General features: G+C 71.4%; 15 protein-coding genes. 4 read left to right on the top strand and 11 right to left on the bottom strand.

From position 1 onward, the window contains the following. Nucleotides 1–39: 39 nt before the first annotated feature. The 6 genes from sbnA to ACFWEP_RS17080 all read right to left on the bottom strand — a co-directional run bounded on the left by sbnA (nt 40) and on the right by ACFWEP_RS17080 (nt 9,029). Nucleotides 40–1,077: a 2,3-diaminopropionate biosynthesis protein SbnA gene (sbnA, locus tag ACFWEP_RS17105; RefSeq protein ID WP_387371008.1), complete on the bottom strand. Its 1,038-nt coding sequence runs from the start codon at nt 1,075–1,077 to the stop codon at nt 40–42. Nucleotides 1,078–1,124: 47 nt separating this feature from the next. Beyond that, a complete protein-coding gene (gene sbnB, locus ACFWEP_RS17100; RefSeq protein WP_387371006.1) occupies nt 1,125–2,195 on the bottom strand; it encodes a 2,3-diaminopropionate biosynthesis protein SbnB in 1,071 nt (356 codons plus the stop codon). Next, entirely contained in the window at nt 2,192–3,229 is a 1,038-nt protein-coding gene (locus ACFWEP_RS17095; protein ID WP_387371004.1) for a TauD/TfdA family dioxygenase, read from the bottom strand. Before ACFWEP_RS17095 ends, sbnB begins: the two co-directional genes overlap by 4 nt. Before the next feature lie 34 nt (nt 3,230–3,263). Continuing rightward, nucleotides 3,264–5,798: an amino acid adenylation domain-containing protein gene (locus ACFWEP_RS17090; protein ID WP_387371002.1), complete on the bottom strand. Its 2,535-nt coding sequence runs from the start codon at nt 5,796–5,798 to the stop codon at nt 3,264–3,266. Further along, nucleotides 5,798–8,365 (bottom strand): Pls/PosA family non-ribosomal peptide synthetase, encoded by a 2,568-nt coding sequence (locus tag ACFWEP_RS17085; protein ID WP_387371000.1) that lies wholly within the window; start codon nt 8,363–8,365, stop codon nt 5,798–5,800. Before ACFWEP_RS17085 ends, ACFWEP_RS17090 begins: the two co-directional genes overlap by 1 nt. Nucleotides 8,366–8,534: 169 nt before the next feature. Beyond that, nucleotides 8,535–9,029 (bottom strand): ATP-binding protein, encoded by a 495-nt coding sequence (locus ACFWEP_RS17080; protein WP_387370998.1) that lies wholly within the window; start codon nt 9,027–9,029, stop codon nt 8,535–8,537. A gap of 450 nt (nt 9,030–9,479) precedes the next feature. Here ACFWEP_RS17080 and ACFWEP_RS17075 point away from each other — a divergent pair, with 450 nt between their 5' ends. Next, on the top strand, nt 9,480–9,914 hold the full coding sequence (locus ACFWEP_RS17075; protein ID WP_387370996.1) for a hypothetical protein: 435 nt from the start codon (nt 9,480–9,482) through the stop codon (nt 9,912–9,914). Between the two features lie 270 nt (nt 9,915–10,184). On the opposite strand, the gene gndA is transcribed toward ACFWEP_RS17075, so the two are convergent. The 4 genes from gndA to ACFWEP_RS17055 all read right to left on the bottom strand — a co-directional run bounded on the left by gndA (nt 10,185) and on the right by ACFWEP_RS17055 (nt 14,036). Next, nucleotides 10,185–11,639, bottom strand: a complete 1,455-nt coding sequence (gene gndA / locus ACFWEP_RS17070) for an NADP-dependent phosphogluconate dehydrogenase (protein WP_387370994.1) — start codon at nt 11,637–11,639, stop codon at nt 10,185–10,187. A gap of 192 nt (nt 11,640–11,831) precedes the next feature. Further along, nucleotides 11,832–12,389 (bottom strand): DUF5709 domain-containing protein, encoded by a 558-nt coding sequence (locus tag ACFWEP_RS17065; RefSeq protein WP_387370992.1) that lies wholly within the window; start codon nt 12,387–12,389, stop codon nt 11,832–11,834. A 530-nt stretch (nt 12,390–12,919) separates the two neighbouring features. Then, complete coding sequence (locus tag ACFWEP_RS17060; RefSeq protein WP_387370990.1) at nt 12,920–13,510, bottom strand: GNAT family N-acetyltransferase; 591 nt, start codon at nt 13,508–13,510, stop codon at nt 12,920–12,922. Between the two features lie 142 nt (nt 13,511–13,652). Next, nucleotides 13,653–14,036 (bottom strand): hypothetical protein, encoded by a 384-nt coding sequence (locus ACFWEP_RS17055; protein ID WP_387370988.1) that lies wholly within the window; start codon nt 14,034–14,036, stop codon nt 13,653–13,655. 380 nt (nt 14,037–14,416) lie between these two features. Between ACFWEP_RS17055 and ACFWEP_RS17050 the strand changes: the two genes are divergently transcribed. Continuing rightward, nucleotides 14,417–16,006 (top strand): carboxylesterase/lipase family protein, encoded by a 1,590-nt coding sequence (locus tag ACFWEP_RS17050; RefSeq protein WP_387370986.1) that lies wholly within the window; start codon nt 14,417–14,419, stop codon nt 16,004–16,006. A gap of 91 nt (nt 16,007–16,097) precedes the next feature. After that, complete coding sequence (locus ACFWEP_RS17045) at nt 16,098–16,694, top strand: DinB family protein (protein WP_387370984.1); 597 nt, start codon at nt 16,098–16,100, stop codon at nt 16,692–16,694. Between the two features lie 145 nt (nt 16,695–16,839). Here the strand turns inward: ACFWEP_RS17045 and ACFWEP_RS17040 are convergent, their stop codons facing one another. Next, entirely contained in the window at nt 16,840–17,028 is a 189-nt protein-coding gene (locus ACFWEP_RS17040) for a hypothetical protein (RefSeq protein WP_387370982.1), read from the bottom strand. A gap of 522 nt (nt 17,029–17,550) precedes the next feature. Between ACFWEP_RS17040 and ACFWEP_RS17035 the strand changes: the two genes are divergently transcribed. Next, nucleotides 17,551–18,699, top strand: a complete 1,149-nt coding sequence (locus ACFWEP_RS17035) for a S1 family peptidase (protein ID WP_387370980.1) — start codon at nt 17,551–17,553, stop codon at nt 18,697–18,699. Nucleotides 18,700–18,767 lie beyond the last annotated feature (68 nt).

Below are 18,767 nucleotides of genomic sequence, written 5' to 3'. Positions count from 1 at the left end.
CCCCAGATGTGGGGGGCGGCGGCGTGTCAGGCGTCGGCCTCAGCGGACCAGCCGGTCGGCCGTGTCCGGCTCGCGTGTGCAGGGCGTTCCGACGGACGGTTCGTGCGGGACGAGCGCTTCCTGCGGGACGAGCGCCTCGTCACCGTAGAGGGCCTGTACCCAGTTGGTCTGGTAGACCGTGTCGAGGTAACGCTCGCCGAGGTCCGGTGCGATCGCCACCGTGGTGAGGTCTGGCTCTCCGCGCCGGGCGAGCCAGTCCGCCGCTCCCCTGACCACGGTTCCGGTGGAACCCCCGAAGAGGAAGCCGCGCCTGGCGAGAGCCCGGCAGGTGCGGACACTGTCGGCCTCCTCGACGCGTACCGCCTCGTCGACGTACGTCTCGTCGAGCAGCGGGGGGCGCATGCTCATGCCCAGTCCAGGGATCATACGGCGGCCCGGGGGTCCGCCGAAGATGGCCGAACCGACGCTGTCCACGGCCACGACGCGCACCGGCCGGTGCGCGTCGCGGAACCAGCGCGCGCATCCCATCAGCGTGCCCGTGGTGCCGACGCCGACGAACAGGACGTCCAGCCGCGGAAACCGGTGGGCGATGGCCGGAGCGGTCCGGAAGTAGTGAGCCTTCCAGTTGTCGGCGTTGGTGTACTGGCTCAGCCACACGTGCCGGTCGTCCGCCGCGCACAGACTTCGTACGTGCGCGAGCCTGGCGCCCAGCAGGCCGCCGGCGCCACCCTCGTCGGAGACGACGTGCACCTGGCTGCCCAGCGCTTCCATCATCTGGCGCGTGGTCAGGTTGCAGTGCGAGTCGGTCACGCAGATGAAGCGGTAGCCCTTGCCGGCCGCGATCATGCTGAGGGCGACGCCGAGGTTGCCGGAGGAGGATTCCACCAGGACGGAGTCAGGTGTCAGGATCCCGTTGCGTTCGGCGGATTCGACCATTTCGGTGGCGGCCTTCAGCTTGATCGAACCGGCGAAGTTGAACCCCTCGCACTTGAGGAAGAGCCGGTGGCCGATCATCGGGGCGAGGTCGACGTAGAGGTCCTCCTCGTTGAAGGCCTCGGGTACGGAGATGACGGGCACGATGTCTCCTCGGTGGCTGCGGATGGTGGACGCCGGTCGGCCCGGTATCAGCCGTACCGGCTCAGTTCGTGGAAGAAGTCGTCGATGGTCCGGAGCTCACCGGAGCGGGCCACCTCGTCGTAGACGTACTTGCCGACCGCGAGGTCGAGCACGCCCAGCCCGAACGGGGAGAAGACCACCGGCCGGTCGGGCGGTACCGTCACCCGGCCCGCCATGACGTCGTCGAGCGTGCCGAGCAGGAAGTCGCGGTTGCCGGTGAGTTGCTCGGTGAGGTGGGGAGAGGTGGAAGCACGCAGGCAGTGGTCGACGTCGTCGACGACGTTGGTGGCGTTGAGCAGTACCTGCGGCGCGAGGTCGCGCAGGGACACGTGCAGCACCACCGGATTGTGGGCGAACCAGGACGGTGCGTCCACGTGGGGCCGGTCGGCCACGGTGGCGAAGACGATCAGATCGCTCTGGCGGACGACCTCTTCGGCGCTTCGGTGCACGGTCACGCGGCCGACCGCTCCGGACTGTTCGAGGTAGGCCCGGAAACCGGCCGCGCTGTCGGGGGACACGTCGTGCACCCCGATGGCGTCGAAGGACCAACCGGTTCCCTCGAGATACGTGTGGATGTAGCGGGCGATCAGGCCGGTGCCGACGAACCCCAGTCGGGTGGGACGCGGTCGTCCCGCGCTGAGCCGGTCGGCGGCGGACGCCGCGGACGCCGCGGTTCTGGCGGCGCTGATGATCGAGCTCTCCATGCAGGCGAAGGGGTAGCCCGTGGCGTAGTCGTTGAGGATGAGCACGGCCGACGCCCGGGGTATGCCGGCCGTGACGTTGGCCGGGAAGCTGGAGATCCACTTGAGGCCGTCCACCGGGTTCTCGCCGCCCAGGGAGGCGGGCAGCGCGATGATCCGGGACCTCGGCCGGTCGCGGAAGCGCAGGAAGGAGGACGGGGGGTTGACGGTCTGAAGGGCACCGTGCAGGCGGTACGTGTCCTCCACGACCTCCACCACGGTCTTCTCCCTGCCCCGGAGCACGTCCTCGACTTTGCTGCCCGGGATGACCGCGAAGGGCGGTACGGCCGGCGGGCTCGTGGGCGGCGCCGTGCCGGGAGCGGTGTTCACGGTGGTCATGCGGCTGCCCTCCCGGTGTCCGTGGCGAGCCGGAGGGAGCGGGCGGGGGAGACGGGGTCTCCCATCCCGACCACGACGTCCCGGGTCCCCTCGTACGCCTCCCGGCTGTGCGCGGTGGCGATGTTGTCGACGAGCATCAGCTCGCCGGCGTGCCAGGGCCGGCGCACGGTGTGTGCCTCGTACGCCTCGTTGATCCGGTCGACGGTGTCGGGGGAGACGGGGTCGCCGTTGCCGTAGCGGGTGTTGAAGGGGAGGTTGTCGGATCCGTACTCCTCGACGAGGAACTCCCGCACCTCGGGGGCGAGGGTCCACTCGTTGAGGAACGCGATCTGGTTGAACCAGCAGGGGCGGCCGGAGAGCGGATGGCCGACCACGGCGTTCCGGTGCTGCCGGGTGTGCAGGGATCCGTCCGGCTGCCAGGAGCGGTCGATGCCGTGGTCGCGGCAGTACGTGTCGATGGCGGCGTGGTCGTCGGTGCCGAAGGACTGGTGCAGAGTGGCGCCGATCTCGTCGTTGTACGAGCGCGTCAGGAGCCAGCCCTGCCGTGCGAACCGTTCGGTCACGTCCGTCGGCAGGTCCGCCAGTACGGCGGACGAGTCGGCGAGGGCCGTGGCGCCACCCTCCTCGGGTGCCCGGAGGCACGCGAAGAGGAGCAGGCCGGGGCACCGGGTCGTGTAACTCAGCTCGTGATGCATGCACATGGGCTGGTTGGGCGGCCAGACGGACGAGGAGTAGAGGCCCTCGGCGTAGGTGTCGCGAGGAGCGAAAGCCTCCCGCTCCGTCGCGGGATCCGCCAAGCGGTGGAGGACCGGCACCACATCCTCCGGGGTGCGCAGATCGAGGCCGCGGACCGTGACCGCGCCGTGTTCGGCGACCAGGTCGCGCAGGGCCCGTCGGTGCTCGGCGGCCCAGGCGGCCGGATCCGCGGCGCCCCGGGCGTCGAGTACGGGAGGTCCTTCGGTGACCGCGGACGTCGCGGCGGGGCCGGTCGGCTCGGCGTCGGTCGTGGGCCTGCGGAACAGTGCGGACAGCATGACGTTCTCCTCGGACGTGTCGTGCGCGGGAACTTCAGGTCTGTGCCGTGCGGGCGGGGGAGCCCGGTGGCGGCGGGGGCTGCGGAAGACGGGTCGCCGGGTCGTCCCGGGCGTCCATCAGTTCCGCCAGGTCGGCGGGGGTCGGGTGGCCGGTGAGGTCGCGCAGGGAGACTGTCCGGTCCAGGCAGACCAGGAGGCGGACGGCCGACAGGGAAGTGCCTCCCAGGTCGAAGAAGTTTCCCTGCCGCCCGATCCGCCCGGCGGGTGTGCCGAGTGCGGTCGCCCAGGCCGCGACGAGCCGTCGCTCGGTGGGGGTGCGCGGCGGCTGACAGGTGTCCTCGGCCGCGGCGCGTCCCTCGGCGAGCGCCGTGAGTGCCTTCCGGTCGGTCTTGCCGGCGGCGGTGAGCGGCAGGCTCTCCAGACAGCGGAAGGAGTCCGGGACCATGTAGGCGGGCAGCAGGTCTTCGAGCCCGCGGCGCAGGTACTCCTGGTCGGTCGCGGCCGGGCCGGTGCAGAAGGCGGTGAGCCGGGCGCGGTTCTCCGGACCTGCCACCACGACGGCGCCGTCGCGGATGCCGGGGACGCGCGGCAGCGTGTTCTCGATCTCCCCGATCTCGATGCGGAAGCCCCGGATCTTCACCTGTGTGTCCCCGCGACCCAGGAACTCCAACTTCCCGTCGGGCAGCCAACGTCCGGTGTCGCCGCTCCGGAAGAGGCGCCGTCCGGGATCGTGGGGGTCGGTCGTGTAGGCGAGTCGGGTGCGCTCGGCGTCGTTGACGTAGCCGCGGCCGACACAGACGCCGGAGAAGACGATCGCACCGGGGGCGCCCAGGGGCACTGGTACCAGTTGGTCGTCCACCACGTGGACGCGCACGTTGTTCACGGGGCGGCCGAGGGGAACGCGGCCGTCTGCGGGGGCCTCGTACATCACCTCGTGATTGGTGTCGTCGGACGTCTCGGTCAGTCCGTAGGCGTTGACCAGCGGCACACCGGGTCCGGTGGCGAACCACCGCTCGGCGAGCCGGCTCTTGAGCGTCTCACCGGTGACCGACACGTACCGCAGGTCGGGCAGTGCACGGGGGCTGCGCGCGAGCGTGGTGAGGACGACGTCCAGATACGAGGGCACGACCTGGAGGACGGTGACACCCTCCTCGGCGATCGTGGCCAGGAACCGGTCGGTGTCGAGGACCGTCTCCCGGTCGACCAGCAGTGTGCGCCCGCCGGTCGTCAGTGCGGCCAACAGCTGCCACAACGAGATGTCGAAGCACTGGGAAGCGGTCTGCGCCACGACGGAGTCCTCGCCGACGTGCAGGTCGTCGATCTTGGCGAAGAGGTGGTTGAGGAAGCCTGCGTGCTCACACATGGCGCCCTTGGGCTCTCCTGTGGAGCCGGAGGTGAAGAACACGTACGCGAGCTGGTCCGGCCCGACCTCGACGCCGGGGGACGCGTCGTCGCCCGGTCGGTCGTCGCCCGGTCGGTCGGTGATGTCCGGAACGAGGAGCCTGTGCGTGCCGGGGAGGGAGGCGAGCGCGCGGTCCACGTGGGTGGCGCTCCCCGGATCGGTGAGCACGTGGGTGCACGCCGCGCGGGTGAGCGTGGTGGCCATCCGCTCCGCAGGCCACTCGGGGTCGACGGGCAGATAGGCCCCGCCCGCCTTGAGGACGGCGAGTACGGCAGCCGCCCAGCCCAGCCCGCGCCCGGTCACCACCGCGACGACGTCCTCGGCGCGCAGCCCGCGGGCGAGGAGGGCGTGGGCCAGCCGGTTGGCCCGTACGTCGAGTTCCCGGTACGTCCACGACCGGTCGCCGTGCACGATCGCGACGGTGTCCGGACACGTTCTCGCCCGTTCTTCGAACAGTTCGTGGCAGCGGCGGTCCGGCAGTGCGCGGCGCCGTCCGGCGAGCGTGTCGAGTTGGTGGCGGACCTCCTCCGCCGACACCAGGGTGCTTCCCTCGTGCGGGGCGTCCGGATCGGTGGCGATCCGTTCGAGTGCGGCGAGGTGGTAGCCGCCGATCCGGGCGGCGTGGTCCGCGTCCATCACGTCGGTCCGGTAGCGCAGGCGCAGGGTGGTCGTGCCGTTGTCCGATTCCGCCGCGACGGCGAGGACGGTGCCGTCGTCGTCGCGCAGGGCGGGAGGCTGCCCGTCGGCTTGTTCCCACACCACTTCGGGGGGCGCGGCCGGCCGTGCCTCGGGCACGGCGGAGAGGGCGGCCGTCCGCGCCCGCGCTGCGGCGAACACGAGGTCACGCCAACTGCCGGGGGAGACCACCACCTCCAGGGCCTGAGGCGTGACCCGGGCCCGGGGTCGGAGACCGCTGCGGACGACGGGGTCGCCCGAGAGTACGGCCAGTACCTTCGCGTGCGCGGCCAGGAGGATCGCGGTGAGCGGTACACCGAGTTCGCCGGCCCGCCGGTGCAGGCGTGCCACCGTGTCGTCGGGCAGGGGAGTGGTCGTCTCCGCCGTGCCGGGCAGGGGATGCGTGGTCCATCGCGGGACGGTGGTGCGACCGCCGGCGTCGGGTACCGCTGATCCCGGGACGCGTCCGTCGGTCCGGGCTGTCGTCGCCATCACCGTTCACCTCCACTGTCGTCGGACACCGGGCGGGCCGGATTCCCCGCCCAGCGGGCGTGCTCCGGAACGGTCTCGCCCTTCATCAGGAAGGAGTCGGCGCCCAGTTCGGCCCCGTCCCCGACCGTCACGCCGTAGTGCACGAGCGCTCCGACGCCGAGGGTGCACCCGGAGCCGAGCACACTGCGGTCGGACTTGAACGTGCCGTCCTCCTGCGAGTGGCACTGCACGACGCTGCCCGCGTTGAGGGTGCATCCGTCTGAGACGGTGACCATGGCGCGCTCCGTCAGGCTGCAACCGTCGTCGAAGACCCGGGAGCCGATGTGCACACCGAGCAGGCGCCAGACGACGTTCTTGAAGGGGGTGCCGTTGAGGGCCTGCAGATACGTCTCGGACGGGACCTTCCAGTACCGCTCCCGGTGCCAGAAGCGCCGGTCGTAGATCGAGCAGAACAGCGGTCCCTGGGGGTGCAGGGCCGTGACGATCCGTTCGACCAGGACGAAGTAGAGGAAGGTGAAGGGCAGCACGACGGCGTTGGCCGCGGCGATCACCATCGTTCCCCACTGCGGGTACAGGCTCGCCGCGCATGCGAACACCGCGGTGACGAGGAAGAAGTACAGCCAGCCGGTGAACAGGTACGCCGCCATCGACACGGCGTTGTGCCGGGCCTTCGCCGCCATGCGGCGGCGCAGTCCGCCTCCCCGCGCCAACTCGTCGAACGTGCTGTCGCGCAGTACCGACCGGGGGATCTCGAAGGAGGGGGATCCGAGCAGCCCGACGTCGTGCCGGAGCGGACCGTCCACCGGGACCATCACCTTGGTCGCCAGGAGGCAGTTGTCGCCGGTTCTGCCGCCCGGAGGGTAGGCGATCCGGTTGCCCAGGAAGTTGTGTGCGCCGATCGAGGTTCCCGACAGGCGGAACGAGGTGCTGGAGTACTCCGCGTTCATCAGGGAGAGACCGTCCGCGACCATGGTCCCGGTTCCCACCCTGCTCAGGAAGGGGCTCTCGTGCTTGACCCGGGTGCCGAAGTTCGAACCGGTCTGCTCCACCCGGGAGAGGTCGTACCCGATCCACCGGAGGTAGTGCACGATGAACGCGCTGTCGCCGAACAGTCTGGTCAGGGAGTTCCGGTTGGTGAGCAGCGCGGTTGCCCGGTGCAGTGCGTGGTGGATTCCGAACAGCGGATACGTCCGCCCCGGCTTCACGAGTGCCCCGAGCAGGCGGGGAAGCGTGCCCATCACGAGGAGGGCGGCCAGAACGGCACCGGAGAAGGCGACCGCGGTGGCCGCCAGCACGTCGGCGTAGAGGGTCCAGCTCGTCACGGCTGCCTGACCCCGGTCCAACGGGGTGGACCCCGCCAGGATCCGGGAGAGCAGGACGTCCAGGACTCCGACCATCAGCGGCACGTACACCGTCAGCATCGCGAGCAGCAGGCCGGCCCCGGCCGCGGCCCGCCTGAGGGTGCCGCACCGGACGGGTTCCACCGTCCCGAACTCGGTGTCCGTGGCCCGGGCCGGCGATCCGTGCCAGTGTGCGCCGTCCGGGACCGCCTGCCCGGTGTGCAGGGAAGAAGCGTGCCCGAGCTGGGATCCGTCACCGAGCGAGGTGCCGATGTCGAGCACCGTCGCCTCGCACACGACCGCGTCGCGCCCGATGGCGACGGGGCCCGTCTCGATCATCCCGTCACGTGCGCGGTAGCAGCTGACGAGTGCGTCCTTGCGGACGACCGTGCCGTCGCCGATCACCAGGAGGTCCGCGCAGACCGGAACGGTTCGGGACAGGAACGTCACGCCCCGGCCGATGTGCGCACCGAGGGCCCGCAGGTAGAGCGGGTAGAGGGGGGAGCCCACGAACAGGACCAGCGGGCTCGACCGGACGAGCGCCTTGACCAGCCAGAACCGGACGTACGTGAGACTCCAGACGGGAAACCGCCGGGGCTTCCACACACCGATCAGCAGCCACTTGGCGATGACGGGCAGGGCACACAGGACGACGAGCAGCCCGGCTCCGAACACGACCGACCGGAGGTAGGAGGCGGGCAGGGTGGCCGCGGCGGAAATCCAGTCGTAGCCCCTGGACGTGACGACGGCGAGGAGAAGGGCGTAGCCGAGGAAGCCCAGCAGCTGCAGTGCGCCGCACGTCACCAGTCGGCGGCGGCTCGTCCCCGCCGACGTCGCCGGGGGCGGTGTGCGGGGGGTCGTGCCGACGCGAGCGTTGGGCGGTGCGGCGGGTATCGGTGTGTTCCGCTCGGGCCCTGGCGGTGCGAGCTTCTCGAGCGAGCGGGCCAGGCCACGGATGGTCGGAGAACGGTAGACGTCGTGCATCGACACCGGGGGCAGATCCGGCTGCTTCCTGACACGGGCGCAGAAGTGCGCCATGACGAGGGAGTCGGCTCCCAGATCGGTGAAGAAGTTGCTGTCGGCGGTGACTCCCTCCACCTTCGCCACGTCCGCGAGCACTCCCGCGAGCTTCTTCTCCGTGCCGGAGAGCGAGGGATCCGCGATCACCTGTCGGTCGCGGGTGACGGAAGGCCCGGGGCTCGTCACTTCGAGTCGCTGTCCCGTCATGAGCACTCCTTCAGTCGCTGCCGATCGAGCGTTCCGCTCTCACGCAGGTATTCGTCGCCGAGGTGGTGAGGTATGAGCAGACCGCTCGATTTCTTCTCGGGCCCGGACCGGCAAAGCCCCGCCGGGCCATTCCCGACGGGGCCCCGCGCGCGCCTCGCGCGCCCTACGCCTACCTACCGCCCCGCCCCGCAGCTTCGTTGCTCTCCGAGGAGGCGGCGAACGCCGCGTGCACGCACTTGCCGTCGGCCAACACCTGAGTGAAGACCCTGGCCCCCAGGTCCTCGGCGATGTGCAGGCCCATGCCGCCGGTGCCGTCGGCCCGGTCCGGGGCCCGTGGTGCGGGCGGTACGCGCGAGTGGTCGGTCACCGCGATGTCCAGGGCACCGGATGCGGTGGTGAGCGTCAGGGTGCTGGGCCCGGGCGCGTGCCGGACGGCGTTCGTGACCAGTTCGGAGACGATCAGCAGGAAGTCGTCGCGGCGTTGTGGGGCGAGTCCGGGCCAGAAACGGCGCAGGAAGCCGGCCGTCGTGCGGCGGGCGAGCGAGGGGGCCCGGAGCCCGGAAGGCAGCGGGACCGCGAGCGTTCCGGTGCCGTCGGGCGGGGCCGCCGTGGCCGAAGTCGTCCTCGCGGTCGTGGTCCTGGTGGTGACGGCTGTTGCAGTCATGGCGATGTCCCGGAGACGTGGTGCCGACAGGGGCGCCGGAAGGGGTTCTGCCTGAGGTGTCGACCTGCCGGACACGAGGGCTGACATGGTGGGTGATGGTTCACAAGGGGTTCGGAGGCAGCCGGGGCCTGGATGAGGGAAAAGCGCGGGAAATACGGAGAATGAGTCCACGTCAGCGGAGCCGTCCGCGGTCCCGGACGCCCGACGCAGCAGGGGGCGCGGCGATGCGTGCTGCGGCCCGGGCTCCGTGAGGTCCTCTCCACCGCTCTGATACGCGCTCGTCGAGCAGCTCTCGGACGGCGGCTCGCCCTCCCGGTGGACGACCCGGCCACGTCACCAACCCGCACACCCGATTGGCCCCCGAGGGCCCGATACCGGCCACGTCACCAACCCGCACACCCGGATGGCCCCCGAGGGCCCGATAGCCAAGGGGCGCAGGGAGAAAGGCGGTTGGCACTGTCGCGCCCGAGGCCTGGGGCCCGGCCCAGGGTGCTGCCCCGCCCCGGCAGGAACTCGGCGAAGGTCTCGTGGACCCTCGACCACGTTGGCGTACAGGCACTGCTCGAAGGCGACGGGACCCGCGTCACCGCCGTCGAGCTGTGGTGGCCCGGCGAGGGCCGCACCTCCGCCACGCGCGTCCTGCTGGAGAAGGACGAGGTGTTCACCACCCCCGCCGCAGAGCTCTTCCGACACGCCACCGGGCGGGGCTGGACGGTCGACACCTCACGCCCCGAGTACCCGGTGATCCCCGGAGTGTCGCTCGGTTTCACCCGACAGACCTCGCAGGAGGTCGAACGGGACGCCGACGGGCTGCCCGCGTACGTCACCTCGGTCCTGGTGGGCGACGAGCACTACTACGACTACCTCCAGAGGCCGCGCGGCTGACCGGCACGACCCGCGCACGACCCCCGGGCCGGCAGCGGCCCCCCGGGCCGATGTTCACCGCGAGACCGCCACCAGGTGCCGCTGTATCTCACGTCCACGTCCAGCGAGGGGGGAGACCGCTCATCATCCGGAGGTCAGGTTCGCCCGCCCCGCCCCGCCGTGCAGCGGCGAAGGCGCCGGTGGGTCCTTCGGGCTCGGCGGTTCGGAACCCCCACCGCAGAGCGGTGGGGGAGGGGCGGGCGGTTCCGGGAACCCGCTCGGTTGGGCTGCTCAGCTTTCGGCTTCGGTCCTGTCGCCACCCCAGAGCGTGTGGAAGGTGCCGTCTCGGTCGACTCGCCGGTAGGTGTGTGCACCGAAGTAGTCGCGCTGGCCCTGGGTGAGCGCGGCGGGCAGGCGTTCGGCGCGCAGGGAGTCGTAGTAGGCGAGGGTGGCGGCGAAGGCGGGGGTGGGGACGCCCTGGGTGACGGCGGTGGCGATCACGTGGCGCCAGTCGTCCTGGGCGTTGGCGATCTCCTCGGCGAAGCTCTTGTCGGAGAGGAGGCTGGGCATCCGGGGCTGGGCCTCGTAGGCGCTGGTGATCCTGTCGAGGAACGCGGCCCGGATGATGCATCCGCCCCGCCAGATCGAGGCGACCCTGCCCAGGTCGATGTCCCAGTCGTACTGCTCGCTGCCGGCCGAGATCTCGTGGAAGCCCTGCGTGTAGGCGACGATCTTCGAGGCGTAAAGGGCCTGCTCGACCTGGTCGGCGAAGGCTGCTGCCTCGCCCTCACCCAGCTTGCGGGCGGTCGGACCCGCGAGGGTACGTGAGGCGTCCCGGAGATCGGCGTGGCCGGAGACGGAGCGTGCGAAGACGGCCTCGGCGATGCCTGAGACGGGAACGCCCAGGTCGAGGGCGATCTGCACGGTCCAGCGGCCGGTGCCCTTCTGCTCCGCCTGGTCGAGCACGACATCCACGAAGGGCTTCCCGGTCGCCGCATCGACGTGGGAGAGCACCTCAGCGGTGATCTCGATGAGGTAGGAGTCCAGGCGCCCGGTGTTCCAGGTGCGGAAGATGTCCGCGATCTGAGCGGGGGAGTACCCGGCCACGGCGCGGAGCAGGTGGTACGCCTCGGCGATGAGCTGCATGTCCGCATACTCAATGCCGTTATGTACCATTTTGACATAGTGGCCGGCGCCGTCCGGGCCGAGGTGGGTGACGCACGGGGCCCCATCGTCGGCCTTCGCGGAGATCTTCTCGAGCATCGGGCCGAGGCTGTCGTACGACTCAGGAGAGCCACCTGGCATGATGCTCGGCCCGTTCAGCGCACCCTCCTCGCCCCCGGAGATGCCCGTGCCGACGAAGTGCAGCCCGCGCTCCCGCAGCTCCTTCTCGCGGCGCCGGGTGTCCTCGAAGTGGGCGTTGCCGCCGTCGATGATGACGTCGCCCTCTTCCAGCAGGGGCGCGAACTCCTGGATCACCGCGTCCGTGGGCTTGCCCGCCTTCACCATGACGACCAGCCGCCGGGGCCGCTCCAGGGCGTCGACGAACTCCTGCGGCGAGCGCGCGGCGACGAAGTCGCCCTCACCGCCGAACTCCTCCACCAAGGCGTCGGTCTTCGCCGTCGTGCGGTTGTGCACGGCGACGGTGTACCCGTTGCGCGCGAAGTTGCGGGCGAGGTTGCGGCCCATCACCGCGAGCCCCGTCACGCCGATCTGAGCGGTTCCGGTCGGGGAGGTGCCGGTCATGGGGTGCTCCTGGCTCTCTCGGGAGTGGTCTTCTCGGGCTGTGCAGTCGGGCTGCTGTGCGGTGTGGAGTCGGGCTGTGATGCGCCGCCGCGCCGTCTCCGAGGGGGCGGCCGTACGGCTGCGCGTCGTCCCGTGGTCCCTCGCGTAGGGCCCCCCGTCGCCCCGTCGCCCCGTCGCCCGCTCACCCGCGGTTCAGCGGGTTCCGGCCGCGGGGTCGTCCTCGGGCGCGGTGCCGGAGTCGACGTCCACGGCGTCGGGGCTGGAATCGGGCGGGGTGGCGGGGTCCCATTCCGGGAGCCAGGGCTCCTCGTCGGGTACGACGTGCATGGCGGCCTCCTCCGCGGCGGCCGCGGCCCCGTCGACACCGACGTCGCTCGCGGTGAGCGTCGCCGGCACGGTCCCGTCCGCCTGCTGCGTGAGCCTGCCGGCACGGTCCGTACCGACCTCGTCGTCCCACGGCTCACCTTCACCGCCGGACAGGTCCCCGGCCCCGTCGCCGTCACTCACGGCCACCTCCGGCCGCTCGCGCGAGAGCCTGCTGTCCAGCGACTCTCCTTCGTGCTGCTCGGACGCGGTGGTTCCCACGTCGTCCACGGCCCAGGGCCGCTCGGGCGGCGAGTACCCCTCGTCCAGCGCGTCGCCGAGGTCGGAGTCCACGAGGGTGTCCTCGATGTCCAGCTGTTCGTCGGGGTCGGACGCCTCTTCCGGCTGGGGCTGATAGACGTCGTCCCCCCGGTCGGTGTCGCTCATTGCATGTCCTCTCGCCGATGGCGGAGCCGTACCGTCCCCTGCCGCAATTGCACTCCGGTCGTGCGCCCGCCGCAAAGGGAAGATCTCCGCGCGCGCCGTCGCGACGGCGCTCCGGAAGCGCGTATGCCCTGTTCGCGGCTGCCGAAGCGTCGTCCCGCACCGCCCGCCGGGAAGTGCTGAGGAGGCTCAGGGTGTGTCCGGCGGACACCCCCCCAGGTGCGCCGGTACCCCGCCTCTTTTCGTACGCCCCCCGGCCCGCGGGGGCGTCATTGTCGGGGCGGGGAGGAAGTCCGGTGCCCGACCGGCCGGCCGTGCCACCTTGCGGAGGTGCCCCGCCGCGACGGGGCTCCCGCGCTCGCTGTGCGTGTCCGGACCGGTGGACTTGCGCCTCTCTCGTGCGCGTGCACGCCGCTCCGTACCTCACTCTCACGGGAGGGAGTCAGAGGCGGGCCGGTCGGCGATCGCCCGGCAGGTGGCGGGGCGCCGGTAGGGTCAGTGCCCTCATGGCGAGTGATACTCCGGGGACGGGCCTACGGCCTGCCCCGGTGGACGGACCACTCGTCCGCCGTCACCGCCATCAGCGTCTCGTCGTTCCACACTCCCTCGCGGAGCTGGGCTCTCGGGCGCGCACCCACCACCTGGAATCCCACCTTCTGGTACACCCGGAGCGCGCGGTGGTTCGTGCTGTACACCTCCAGGGACACCCGCAGCAGCCCCAGCGACTCGAAGGCGTGTTCCACGATCAGACGCGTCGCCTCCGTGCCCAGACCACGCCCACGGCCGCCGGCGGCGATCAGGGTGCGGAAACTGCAGCTGCGCTCGGCGGGCGACCACTCGTACAGGACCACTTCGCCGACCAGCTCGCCGGTGGCGCGGTCGGTCACCGCCAGATCGAGACGGTCGTCCCGCGCGTTGCGCGAGCCGTACCACGAACGCAGGAGCTCCGGGGTGAGTTCCGTGCTGGGCTCGAAGGTGAACCGGACGACCTCGGGGTCCTGAAGGATCTCGATCATCCGAGGGGTGTCCGCCTCGGAGAACGGGCGCAGCAGCGCCTTCTCCCCGACGAGTACCGGTTTGACGGCGAAGCCGGACGGAGCGGAAGGCGTCATGTGTGCGGTCATCGGAGCATCTTCGGCGGACGACGATCGAGGAGGCAACCAGGTGGCGGGGTTCCGGCCGGGGCACGGGGACGGAGCCGAGGCGTCGGGCTCCCTTCGGGAAAACCTGCTGCGGCCCAGGCGACGCGAGGACCTCCCGGACGGGTCAGAAGTCGTACGTGCAGTAGAACGCGAGGCCGCACGCCACGGGGGCTCCGAGGGCGGCGATTCCCCACAGGACGCTCGGGCGGGTACGCGGGTCCAGGTAGGCGGCTGCCAGCAGCATCAGCGCGGTGGGCACGAACAGGAACAGCCCCAGGAGGAACCCCACCACCGCCGCGGCCAGCAGGATCGTTCCGACGATCATGGAAGCCCGGGCGAAGAGCCGCGGCTCGTCCCGCAGCAGGAGCGGGACGGCCACCGGTGCGGTTACGAGCAGGAAGATGGGAGCGAGTCCGGTCGGCAGGCCGATGGCCAGCGCGGGAATCGTGGCCGCCGCCGCGATGAAGACGAGCACGGACTGCCCCGTGCGAACCGAGCGACCTGCCATCCCCACACCTCATCAAAGTTGAACGCGTTCGAAGTTGAACAGGTTCAAGCTATGCATTCCTGGGGCGTATGGTCAACTCCGTTGTCCCTAAACCGGGTTGACGGAGCGGTAAAGGGTGCGCCCCGGCCCGGCAGGGCGAGGTCTTGCCGAGGAGCGCGACGGCGGAGGCCCACGGGCGAGCACGACCCCGGGCGGACATCCCGCCGGAGCGGCCGGTCTGCCGTACGGCCTCCGATCGGGTACGTCCGGGGACGTACGGACCCATTCACATCGCAGCCGTGTCAATGACCCCGGTCCCGGTGTTGGCGCCCGCCCCGCTCCCGTCGCCATCCTGGGGCCCTGGCCCGGTGGCGGCCGGGCGACGACAGGGGGAAGCAGCGGTGGTTGTGTTCACGACGAGGTCAGGAGCGGTACGAGGACGGCCGGCCGAACGGGCTCCGCTCGTCACGGCCGTGCTCGGAATCCCGTACGCGGCACCGCCGTTCGGGCCCCACCGGTTCCGGGAGCCCCGGCCGGTCCGGGCATGGGGCGGCGTTCGCCCGTGTCTCGGATTCGGCCCGGTGGCCCCGCAGTCGGCCGAACTCCCCGGCGCGCCCGGCTGGCAGCCCGGGGACGAGGACATCCTGACGGTCAACGTATGGACGCCGGGAGGGCCCGGCGACTCGCTCCCCGTCCTGGTGTGGATCCACGGAGGCGCCTTCGCCTTCGGCTCCTCGGCCCAGCCCGACTTCGACGGCGCGGCCCTCGCGGGGCTCGGCATGGTGGTCGTGAGCTGCAACTACCGCCTGGGCTTCGAAGGGTTCGGCCACGTGCCCGGCGCCATCCCGACGGCGAGGGACGGGGGAGAGGGCGCGGCCGTGGACGTGGACCGCTGCCCCGACAACCGCGGACTGCTCGACCAGATCGCCGCCCTGGAGTGGGTGCGCGACAACAGCGCCGCCTTCGGAGGTGACGCGGACCGGGTCACCGTGGCCGGCCAGTCGGCGGGTGCCACCTCCATCGCCTGCCTCATGGCCGTGGACCGCGCGAGGGGGCTGTTCCGGCGGGCCGTGCTGCACTCCGCCGTGAACTCTTGCGCCACGGCCGAATCGGCTGCCCGCACCACGGAGGAGGTCGCGGCGGCGGCGGGTGTCGCCGCCACCCGCGAGGCGCTGCTCGCCGCACCCCCGCAGTTGCTCGTCGCCGCGTCCGAGGCCGTGGTGGAGGCGTGCCGCCGGAACCCCGCGGCCGGCCGGCGCCACCACGACCCGGCGATCTTCGGACCGGTCGTCGACGGCACCCTGCTGCACGCCGATCCGCTGACCGCCGCCCGCACGGGCAGCCCCGCGGCGAAGGACGTCGAACTCCTCGTCTGCCGCACGACCGAGGAGTACACCCTCTTCGAAGCGGTCGGCAGCAGCGCCGACATCGGTACGGAGGCCCTGCTCGGTACCTTCGCCCGCGACTTCGGGCTCTCTGTCGCACTGGTCCGGGGATACCGGGACCGGGCGGCGGGTGCCTCCGTCCGCGAGACGTACCTGGCGATCCAGGGAGACTTGTTCTTCGCCGAGTACAGCGACCGCCTCGCCGAAGCCCACGCGCGGGCGGGCGGCACGGTCTTCCTGGCCCGCTTCGACCGCGGGTCCGGTGGTTCTCCGGCCCGCCCGGTGCGGGCGTGGCACTGCGCCGATGTCCCGTTCGCCTTCGGCACGCTCGACGACGAGAGCGTCCACTTCCTCATAGGTGGGCCGCCGGGCGACGCCGACCGTGAACTCGCGGGGCGCATGATGCGGTCGTGGGCGGACTTCGCCGCGTGCGGGGACCCGGGCTGGCGGAAGCTCGTGGCGGGACCCGGCGCAGGAGCGGACGTCCACCACTGGCGCACCCGGGGTGAGGCCGGAGGCCGGGGCCCGTCCCCGGAGCGGGCGGAGTCCGGGGCGGCACGGCGCGCGCTCTGGCGTGACGCGGGACTGCCGCTCCTGACCCCGTGAGCCGGAGAGACCTTCGAGGCAGCCTCGCCGCGCCGGGCGGGGCGGGAACAGCCGGCGGTGCGCTGTCGGTACGGAGTGGGAGACTTGGCGGATGAGCCGATCACACCCCAAGGACGATCTTCAGTCGTCCTTGCAGGCCGCCCGCGACACCCTCCTGCGGAAGCTGGAAGGGCTCTGCGAGTACGACGTGCGCCGCCCGCTGACGCGGACCGGGACCAATCTGCTGGGCCTGGTCAAGCACCTCTCCGGGGTCGAACTGGGCTACTTCGGCGAGACCTTCGGCAGGCCCTCGCGGGAGCCCTTCCCGTGGCTCGACGACGACGCCGAGGCCAACGCCGACATGTGGGCGACCGAGGAGGAGAGCCGCGAGGAGGTCGTCGCACGCTACCGGCGCGTGTGGCAGCACTCGGACTCCACCGTCGCCGCGCTGCCGCTCGACGCACCCGGCACCGTGCCGTGGTGGTCCGAGACCAGACGTGAGGTGACGCTCCATCAGATTTTGGTGCACGTGACCACCGAGACGCACCGCCACGCGGGGCATGCCGACATCGTCCGTGAACTCGTCGACGGGGAGGTCGGCTACAGGTCCCGGGGTGACAACCTCCCGTCGGAAGAGGCGGCCTGGTGGAAGGATTACGTCGACCGGCTGGAGGAGGCCGCGAAGGCGTTCCGCGTCGGCCAGGGCTGAAGCGGGAGTCCGCCGCGCCGCGATGGCGGGCGGTGTCCACCTCGCGGAGTGCTCACCTCCACCGGTAACCGGGGCGGGGCCGCGGCCATCCGCATTCCTCGGTTCCGCCCCGCCCTCGGGGCTGAGTTGCCGCTGGCGGAACGGCTCACCCGTTTCCCTCCTCGTCGCCCGCTTCGGCGGGGAAGTGGCGGAGTACCAGGCGCCGGATACCGACGACGACGAACGCGATGATCAAGGAGCTCCACATGATGTCCTCCCGCTGAAGCGGGATGCTGCCGACTGCGGCGACGACGAGCAGCGCGTGGACGAGCCACTTCAGCAGGAGGGGGGTCACGCGCCTGATCATGCTCGACGCCCTCTCTCCGGGCGATGACGATACTCCCGTACGAACTGCCGTACCAGGGCGCTTGTTTCGATGATCCGGCCGTCCGCGGCGCGCAGGTGTTCCCGGGAGGCCGGAAACGCGGCCTCGACGACGCCCGGACGCTCGCCCCGCGGTCATCGGTGCGACGGGGTCACCCTGCCGAGCCCGTCCGGAAGCCGCTCGGTCGAGCCGTCCGGAGTTCGCCCGATCGAGACCGGCCGGACGCCGGTGCGTATCGCCTTACCGTGCGCCGTGACGCCCGGGTACGGGGTGCGGCCGGACCTCGTGCCGGGTCTGCCGAGTTCGCCATGTGGTCGATGGAGCAGACCGGTTGGGACTCCGGTCGATCACGTACTTGGCATGGACCTGACCTTTCTGCTGCATTAGAGTCGCATGCACGGCCTGAGAGCGCTCTCAGACGAACGTCCAGGGAGCGGTCTCGGACACCTGCTGTTCCACCCCCACACATCGGAACACCAGAAGGGCACTCCCTTGAGACACCTGAACACCCTGCGCGTCGGCCTGTCCGCGCTCCTCGTCGTCGGCGCCTGGGCGACCATCGGGCCCGCCTCGGCATCGACGGTCGACGACGCTCCCGCCGCCTCGCAGCCCGCCTCGGCGGGACTGCTCGCGGCCATGACCAAGGACCTCGGCCTGACGCCCGCGCAGGCCAAGGCCAGGATCGCCGCGGAGAAGACCGCCACCGCCCAGGAGCCGGCCGCGCGCCGCGCCGCCGGAGCCTCGTACGGAGGGTCCTGGTTCGACGCCGGGACCGGGAAGCTCACCGTCGGGGTCACCGACGCGAAAGCCGCCGCCGCCGTCCGGGCGGCCGGGGCGGACGTGAAGCTCGTCGCCCACACCCAACGCGCCCTCGACCGGACCAAGTCGGGCATCGACGCGCTCGACGCGCCTGACGGTGTGACGAGCTGGCACGTCGACGCGAAGGCCGGGTCCGTCGTCGTGGACGTCGCCGCCGCCTCCGCGAAGGACGACGAGGTCCGCTCGTTCCTGACGCGAGCCCGTCACGAGGGTCCGGTGACGGTGCGTCAAGTCGCCCAAGCGCCGAAGACCTTGTCCGCCGGAACTGTGGGCGGTGACCCGTACTACACCGGCAACGTCCGCTGCTCCATAGGCTTCTCGGTGTACGGCGGGTTCGTCACCGCCGGACACTGCTCCCAGGCCGGCGCGGCGGTCCGGGGTTGGGACGGATCGGCCATCGGCAACTTCCAGGGATCGACCTTCCCCGGCGACGACTACGCCTGGGTGAACGTCGCCAACGGGTGGTGGACGGTTCCGGTGGTCCTCGGCTGGGGGACCGTCTCCGACCAGCTGGTACGCGGCTCCGCCGAGGCTCCGATCGGCGCCTCCATCTGCCGCTCCGGCTCCACCACCCACTGGCACTGCGGGACCGTCCTCGCCAAGAACGAGACGGTCAACTACAGCCAGGGCGCGGTCTACCAGATGACGAAGACCAACGTCTGCGCCGAAGGAGGCGACTCGGGCGGCTCGTTCATCAGCGGCGACCAGGCCCAGGGCGTCACCTCCGGCGGCTGGGGCAACTGCTCCACGGGCGGCGAGACCTGGTACCAGCCCATCAACGAGATCCTCAACCGCTACGGCCTGACGCTGCACACGGCCTGACGCTGCACAAGGCCTGAGGTCGCAACCCGGACCTGAGGCCCCGGTGCCGTGCCCGGCACGACAAGGCC

Source organism: Streptomyces sp. NPDC060198 (genome assembly GCF_042728415.1).
In the GTDB taxonomy this organism is placed as follows: Bacteria; Actinomycetota; Actinomycetes; order Streptomycetales; family Streptomycetaceae; genus Streptomyces.
This window is presented reverse-complemented; position numbering and strand designations above follow the sequence as displayed.